At 61.6% G+C, this 6,706-nt stretch carries 7 protein-coding genes; all 7 read left to right on the top strand.

What is annotated here, in order from left to right; all coding sequences use genetic code 11:
• Positions 1-422 precede the first annotated feature (422 nt).
• The 7 genes from aroQ to fis all read left to right on the top strand — a co-directional run bounded on the left by aroQ (position 423) and on the right by fis (position 6,698).
• Positions 423-875, top strand: a complete 453-nt coding sequence (aroQ, locus tag AC3A5O_RS25160) for a type II 3-dehydroquinate dehydratase (RefSeq protein ID WP_122567234.1) — start codon at positions 423-425, stop codon at positions 873-875.
• A 48-nt stretch (positions 876-923) separates the two neighbouring features.
• Positions 924-1,388, top strand: a complete 465-nt coding sequence (gene accB, locus AC3A5O_RS25155) for an acetyl-CoA carboxylase biotin carboxyl carrier protein (protein WP_053118072.1) — start codon at positions 924-926, stop codon at positions 1,386-1,388.
• A 17-nt stretch (positions 1,389-1,405) separates the two neighbouring features.
• Positions 1,406-2,761 carry an acetyl-CoA carboxylase biotin carboxylase subunit gene (accC, locus tag AC3A5O_RS25150; RefSeq protein WP_122567235.1) on the top strand — a complete coding sequence of 452 codons (1,356 nt, stop codon included), beginning with the start codon at positions 1,406-1,408 and terminating at the stop codon, positions 2,759-2,761.
• Positions 2,762-3,055: 294 nt separating this feature from the next.
• Positions 3,056-3,934: a 50S ribosomal protein L11 methyltransferase gene (gene prmA, locus AC3A5O_RS25145; protein ID WP_158456995.1), complete on the top strand. Its 879-nt coding sequence runs from the start codon at positions 3,056-3,058 to the stop codon at positions 3,932-3,934.
• A 30-nt stretch (positions 3,935-3,964) separates the two neighbouring features.
• Positions 3,965-5,188 carry a DUF3426 domain-containing protein gene (locus AC3A5O_RS25140; protein WP_305469542.1) on the top strand — a complete coding sequence of 408 codons (1,224 nt, stop codon included), beginning with the start codon at positions 3,965-3,967 and terminating at the stop codon, positions 5,186-5,188.
• A 185-nt stretch (positions 5,189-5,373) separates the two neighbouring features.
• Positions 5,374-6,381, top strand: a complete 1,008-nt coding sequence (gene dusB, locus AC3A5O_RS25135) for a tRNA dihydrouridine synthase DusB (RefSeq protein WP_058544597.1) — start codon at positions 5,374-5,376, stop codon at positions 6,379-6,381.
• Entirely contained in the window at positions 6,378-6,698 is a 321-nt protein-coding gene (gene fis / locus AC3A5O_RS25130; protein WP_003186237.1) for a DNA-binding transcriptional regulator Fis, read from the top strand. The genes dusB and fis overlap by 4 nt, the downstream gene beginning before the upstream one ends.
• Positions 6,699-6,706: the final 8 nt, after the last annotated feature.

Raw genomic sequence — 6,706 nt, 5'->3', positions numbered from 1 at the left:
GGAATGGATGCTCACCGCCGATCCCCTGTGGGAGCGAGCTTGCTCGCGATAGCGGTGGATCAGCTTGCATCGATATTGAATGTGCCGCCGTCATCGCGAGCAAGCTCGCTCCCACATTGATTCGGGGGACCCGGGAATGGATGCTCACCGCCGATCCCCTGTGGGAGCGAGCTTGCTCGCGATAGCGGTGGATCAGCTTGCATCGATATTGGATGTGCCGCCGTCATCGCGAGCAAGCTCGCTCCCACAAGGTCTCGTGCAGGTTGTCCGAACGCGGGTGACCGAATCCGGGGGCATGGTCACAAATTTCGCGCAAACATCGGTCATCGTGCTGGCTATTGCCGAGAACTGGACAGTCATTAAGGCTTTGCGGCATAGTCGCCGGGTTCTGATACCTGCTCACAGATAACAAGGAACAGCAGATGGCGACCCTATTGGTCCTGCACGGACCCAACCTGAACCTGCTGGGCACCCGTGAACCGGGCGTCTACGGCGCCGTGACACTGGCCCAGATCAACCAGGACCTGGAACAGCGGGCCCGCAACGCCGGCCATCATTTGCTCTACCTGCAAAGCAACGCCGAATATGAATTGATCGACCGCATCCATGCCGCGCGTGGCGAAGGCGTGGATTTCATTTTGATCAATCCAGCAGCTTTTACACATACAAGTGTCGCATTACGTGACGCGCTGCTGGCGGTGAGCATCCCATTCATCGAAGTGCACTTGTCCAACGTGCACAAACGCGAACCTTTCCGCCATCACTCCTACTTCTCCGATGTAGCAGTGGGAGTGATCTGCGGCCTTGGCGCCAGCGGTTACCGACTGGCCCTGGAGGCCGCCCTAGAACAGCTTGAAAGACAGGCACCCGCTTGAACAACAAGCGTTAAACGCCCCTGACCGACCCTTGGGAGTTGATGATTCATGGATATCCGTAAAGTTAAGAAATTGATCGAATTGCTGGAAGAGTCCGGCATCGACGAGCTTGAGATCAAGGAAGGCGAAGAGTCCGTACGCATCAGCCGCCACAGCAAGACCCCGGCCCAGCAGTTCTATGCACCGGCCCCGATGCAAGCTCCGGCCGCCGCGCCTGCTCCAGCAGCAGCCCCGGTTGCCGCCGCAGCGCCAGCCGCACCGGCAGCACCAACGTTGAACGGCACAGTCGCTCGTTCGCCAATGGTGGGCACGTTCTATCGCAAGTCTTCGCCCTCCTCGCCGTCCTTCGTTGAAGTCGGCCAGACCGTGAAGAAAGGCGACACCCTGTGCATCGTCGAAGCCATGAAGATGATGAACCACATCGAAGCTGAAACCAGCGGTGTGATCGAATCCATCCTCGTCGAAGACGGCCAGCCGGTTGAGTACGACCAACCGCTGTTCACCATCGTTTGAACCGCGGGGAGCCTTTGATGACTGCGAAGTTGGAAAAAGTCCTGATCGCTAACCGCGGTGAGATTGCCCTGCGGATTCTGCGTGCCTGCAAAGAGATGGGCATCAAGACCGTCGCCGTTTACTCCAAGGCCGACAAAGAACTGATGCACCTGGGCCTGGCGGACGAATCCGTCTGCATCGGTCCGGCGTCGGCTGCGCACTCCTACCTGCATATCCCGGCGATCATCGCTGCTGCCGAAGTGACCGGCGCCACCGCCATTCACCCGGGCTACGGTTTCCTGGCGGAAAACGCCGACTTCGCCGAACAGGTGGAAAACTCCGGTTTTGCCTTCATTGGCCCGAAAGCCGACACCATACGCCTGATGGGCGACAAGGTTTCGGCCAAGCACGCCATGATCGCTGCTGGCGTACCGACCGTTCCGGGTTCCGACGGCCCACTGCCTGAAGACGAAGAAACCGCTTTGCGCATCGGTCGCGAAGTCGGTTATCCGGTGATCATCAAGGCCGCTGGCGGCGGCGGTGGTCGCGGCATGCGTGTGGTACACAAGGAGGAAGACCTGATTTCCTCGGCGAAACTGACCCGCTCCGAAGCAGGCGCGGCGTTCGGCAACCCGATGGTCTATCTGGAAAAATTCCTGACCAACCCACGTCACGTCGAAGTCCAGGTGCTGTCCGACGGCCAGGGCCAGGCCATCCACCTGGGCGACCGCGATTGCTCGCTGCAACGTCGTCACCAGAAGGTCCTCGAAGAAGCGCCGGCACCGGGCATCGACGAGCAGGCTCGCCAGGAAGTCCTGGCGCGTTGCGTCAAGGCCTGTATCGACATCGGCTATCGCGGCGCCGGTACCTTCGAGTTCCTGTACGAGAACGGTCGTTTCTACTTCATCGAAATGAACACCCGTGTTCAGGTGGAGCACCCGGTTTCGGAAATGGTCACCGGTATCGACATCGTCAAGGAGATGCTCAGCATCGCCGCCGGCAACAAGCTGTCGTTCACCCAGGATGACGTGGTCATCCGCGGTCACTCGCTGGAATGCCGGATCAACGCCGAAGACCCGAAAACCTTCATGCCTAGCCCAGGCACGGTCAAGCATTTCCATGCCCCGGGCGGCAATGGCGTTCGCGTCGACTCGCACCTGTACAGCGGTTATGCCGTTCCGCCGAACTACGATTCGCTGATCGGCAAGCTGATCACCTACGGGGCGACTCGTGAAGAAGCCATGGCGCGCATGCGCAATGCGCTGGACGAAATCGTGGTAGACGGGATCAAGACCAACATCCCGCTGCACCGCGACCTCGTTCGTGACGAAGGTTTCTGCAAAGGCGGCGTCAACATCCACTACTTGGAACACAAGCTGGCCGGTCAACACTGACGGTTTTTGCTCCAGACCAACAAAGCCGCTTTCGAGCGGCTTTGTTGTACCTGCATCCCGCACAAATCCCCCTGTGGGAGCGGGCTTGCTCGCGAATGCAATCTGCCAGTGACATTGATGTTGACTGACCCAACGCTTTCGCGAGCAAGGCCGCTCCCACAAGTACAGCGTCATCCAAGAAGCGAGCGGTAGACATAAGGTCACACCACTCCCACAAAACCCATGCGCTCGCGTAAACTGGCGCGCTTCTCGCAGCCATCGGCTGCACACTCTATTTTTTCAAAGGTGCCCGCCATGCCTTGGCTGCAAGTACGCCTGGCCATCAGCCCGGAACAAGCCGAAACCTACGAAGACGCGTTTCTTGAAGTAGGCGCTGTATCGGTAACCTTCATGGACGCCGAAGACCAGCCGATCTTCGAGCCGGAGCTCAATACCACCCCGCTGTGGTCCCACACCCACCTGCTGGCCCTGTTCGAAGGCGGCACCGAGGCGGCCAGCGTACTGGCCCATCTCGAGCTGCTGACCGGCAGCCCACTGCCCGAGCATCACAGCGAAGTGATCGAGGACCAGGATTGGGAACGCAGCTGGATGGACAACTTCCAGCCGATGCGTTTCGGCCAGCGCCTGTGGATCGTTCCGAGCTGGCATGCCGCGCCAGAGCCGGACGCGGTCAACCTGCTGCTGGACCCGGGCCTGGCGTTCGGCACCGGCACCCACCCGACCACCGCGCTGTGCCTGGAATGGCTCGATGGCCAGGACCTGAAGGGTTGCAACGTACTCGATTTCGGCTGTGGCTCGGGGATCCTGGCGATTGCCGCGCTCCTGCTGGGCGCCCGGGAAGCGGTCGGCACCGACATCGACGTCCAGGCCCTGGAAGCCTCCCGCGACAACGCCGGGCGCAACAACATCGCCGAAACCCTGTTCCCGCTGTACTTGCCCCAGGACCTGCCACAGGTCCAGGCCGACGTGCTGGTGGCCAATATCCTGGCCGGCCCGCTGGTGTCCCTGGCGCCGCAACTATCGAGCCTGGTCAAGCCGGGCGGACGCCTGGCGCTGTCGGGCATCCTCGCCGAACAGGGCGAAGAAGTCGCCGCCGCTTATGCCGCAGACTTTGACCTGGACCCGATCGCCAATCGCGATGGCTGGGTGCGCATCACCGGACGTCGGCGCTAGAATGACCGCCTGTATTCACCGGATTGCCGCATGACTGACAGCTTCGTCACCCAGTGCCCGCATTGCCACACCCGTTTTCGCGTCAGCCATGCTCAATTGAGCGTGGCCCGCGGGGTGGTTCGTTGCGGCTCGTGCCTGCAAGTGTTCAATGCCGCCCGACAGTTGCTGGAACAACGCACAGCCAAGCAAACGGCGGCTGTCGCGCCACCCGCCAAGCCGGCCGCCGACGCCCCGCCCCGGGCGATCAGCCAGAAACAATGGAGCGCCGCCGAGCTGGATCTGGATGACTTGGACAAGGAACTGGCGCGCCTGGAGCGACGTGATAATCGCGCCCCGGGCAATGCCGGCCGGCGTCGGGAAGACAACCTGAGCGCGCAACGCGATTCGCACTCCAGCGACCAGCAAGCCTGGCCCGACAGCCTGTACAGCGAAACCTCGAGCGAACACGTCGAAACCGTCCTCGATACCCCCTTCGAACCGTTCGAGCCCCACGAGCCGGCCCGACCACCGCGTACCGAACCGTCCCTGTCCCTGGCCCTCGAACCGCTGGAACCGGACGACGAACCGGCCGCCCCGCTCCACCTCGCGCCGGACGACGAGCCCGACGAACACCTCGAGCGGCTGTCCGCTACCGATGACCACGACGATGAGCCCGAGCGACCGCTGCCACTGCGCAAGTCACGGGAACGCCAGGAGCCGGGGATACGCGCCGAGGCCCTCCACGACCTGGACGACGACCCGCTGCAACTGGATTGGCGCAAGCGCCGCTCACCCTGGGGCCGACGCCTGTTGTGGGCCCTGCTGATACTGCTCGCCGCCGCTGCCCTGGGCGGCCAGTACATCGCCTACCATTTCGAAGAACTGGCCCGCCAGGACCAGTACCGGCCGTGGTTCCTGCAAATCTGCCCGACCATCGGCTGCGACGTACCGTCCAAGGTCGACATCGCCAAGATCAAAAGCAGCAACCTGGTGGTGCGCAGCCATCCGGAGTTCAGCGGCGCCCTGATAGTGGACGCGATCATCTACAACCGTGCGCCCTTCTCCCAACCTTTTCCGTTGCTGGAGCTGCGCTTTGCCGATCTCAACGGGCACCTGATCGCCAGCCGTCGCTTCAAGCCCGGGGAATACCTGGGCGGCGATCTCGAGGGCCGCGGCGAAATGCCGCCACAGACGCCCATCCACATCGCGCTGGATATCCTCGACCCCGGGCCCAAGGCGGTGAACTACAGCCTGAGCTTTCATTCCCCCGAGTGAAAGCGGCCAAGGTCGGCCAATTGACGGCAGCTTTCTGACTGACCCCAGCCAGACCAAACCGCTGGCGATAACAAAATAGCTGTTCAGATTTTATCCAATTCGATCTTTATCCAGTCATCGAGAGCGGGTATCATGCCAACCCTTTTTCGAAGTCTCATGATCCGGCCCCACTTCAGGGAAGTCCTATGTCGGCGGTACGCATCGGCCCATATACATTGCAGAACGGCCTGGTTCTCGCCCCTATGGCGGGCGTCACCGACCAGCCCTTTCGTCAGCTTTGCAAACGTTTGGGCGCAGGCTTGGTGGTGTCGGAAATGGTCACCAGCGACATGAGTTTGTGGAACACCCGCAAATCGCGTCTGCGCATGATCCACGAAGGCGATCCCGAGCCCCGCTCGGTACAGATCGCCGGTGGCGACGCACAGATGCTGGCGGAGGCGGCCCGGGCGAACGTCGAGTTGGGGGCGCAGATCATCGACATCAACATGGGCTGCCCGGCGAAAAAGGTCTGCAACAAGGCCGCCGGCTCGGCACTGTTGAAAGATGAAGCGCTGGTTACCGAGATCCTGCAGGCCGTAGTGGCCGCAGTCGATGTGCCGGTGACCCTGAAGATCCGCACCGGGTGGGACCGGGAGAACAAGAATGGCCTGGTGGTGGCGAAGATCGCCGAACAGGCGGGCATCACGGCGTTGGCGGTCCATGGCCGCACCCGTGCCGACCTGTACACCGGCGAAGCCGAGTACGACACCATCGCCGCGATCAAGCAGGCGGTGTCGATTCCGGTGTTTGCCAACGGCGACGTTGACTCGCCCGAGAAGGCCCGGTACGTGCTGGACGCCACCGGTGCCGATGGCCTGTTGATCGGTCGGGCCGCCCAGGGGCGGCCATGGATTTTTCGTGAGATCGAACACTATCTGCGCACCGGCGAAAAGCTCGCTGCGCCACAGTTGTCCGAGGTGGAACGTATTCTGCTAGAGCATCTGGCCGCGCTACATGCCTTCTACGGAGAGGTCATGGGCGTACGCATCGCTCGCAAGCATGTGGGCTGGTATCTCGCAACCCTGCCGGGCGCCAGGGAGTTTCGCGCCCGTTTCAATCGTTTGGATGGTACGCAAGCACAATGCGCCGACGTTCAGGCGTTCTTCGCTGAGCGTTACAAGAGCCTGACAGGGGACGAAGGGGTGGCCGCATGACGATGATGACCGAGACTTTAGTGAGTGGAACAACACCCGTGAGCGACAACGTGAATTTGAAACAGCACCTCAACACGCCCAGCGAAGAAGGTCAGACCCTTCGCGGGAGTGTCGAGAAGGCGCTGCACAATTATTTCGCCCACCTTGAGGGCGCTGCCGTCACGGATGTGTACAACCTGGTGCTTTCCGAAGTCGAGGCACCGCTGCTCGAAAGCGTGATGAACTACGTCAAGGGCAACCAGACCAAGGCCAGTGAGCTGCTGGGCCTGAACCGCGGCACCCTGCGCAAGAAACTCAAGCAGTACGATCTGCTGTAAGCATTCAA

Source organism: Pseudomonas sp. Soil_N_39 (assembly GCF_057655955.1).
Note: the sequence above shows the minus strand (reverse complement) of the source record. Positions and strands in the feature narration are given on the sequence as shown.

Coding starts and splice junctions, on each gene's coding strand:
- accC (WP_122567235.1), top strand. CDS start 1,406: ATGACTGCGAAGTTGGAAAAAGTCCTGATCGCTAACCGCGGTGAGATT.
- aroQ (WP_122567234.1), top strand. CDS start 423: ATGGCGACCCTATTGGTCCTGCACGGACCCAACCTGAACCTGCTGGGC.
- fis (WP_003186237.1), top strand. CDS start 6,378: ATGACGATGATGACCGAGACTTTAGTGAGTGGAACAACACCCGTGAGC.
- prmA (WP_158456995.1), top strand. CDS start 3,056: ATGCCTTGGCTGCAAGTACGCCTGGCCATCAGCCCGGAACAAGCCGAA.
- accB (WP_053118072.1), top strand. CDS start 924: ATGGATATCCGTAAAGTTAAGAAATTGATCGAATTGCTGGAAGAGTCC.
- AC3A5O_RS25140 (WP_305469542.1), top strand. CDS start 3,965: ATGACTGACAGCTTCGTCACCCAGTGCCCGCATTGCCACACCCGTTTT.
- dusB (WP_058544597.1), top strand. CDS start 5,374: ATGTCGGCGGTACGCATCGGCCCATATACATTGCAGAACGGCCTGGTT.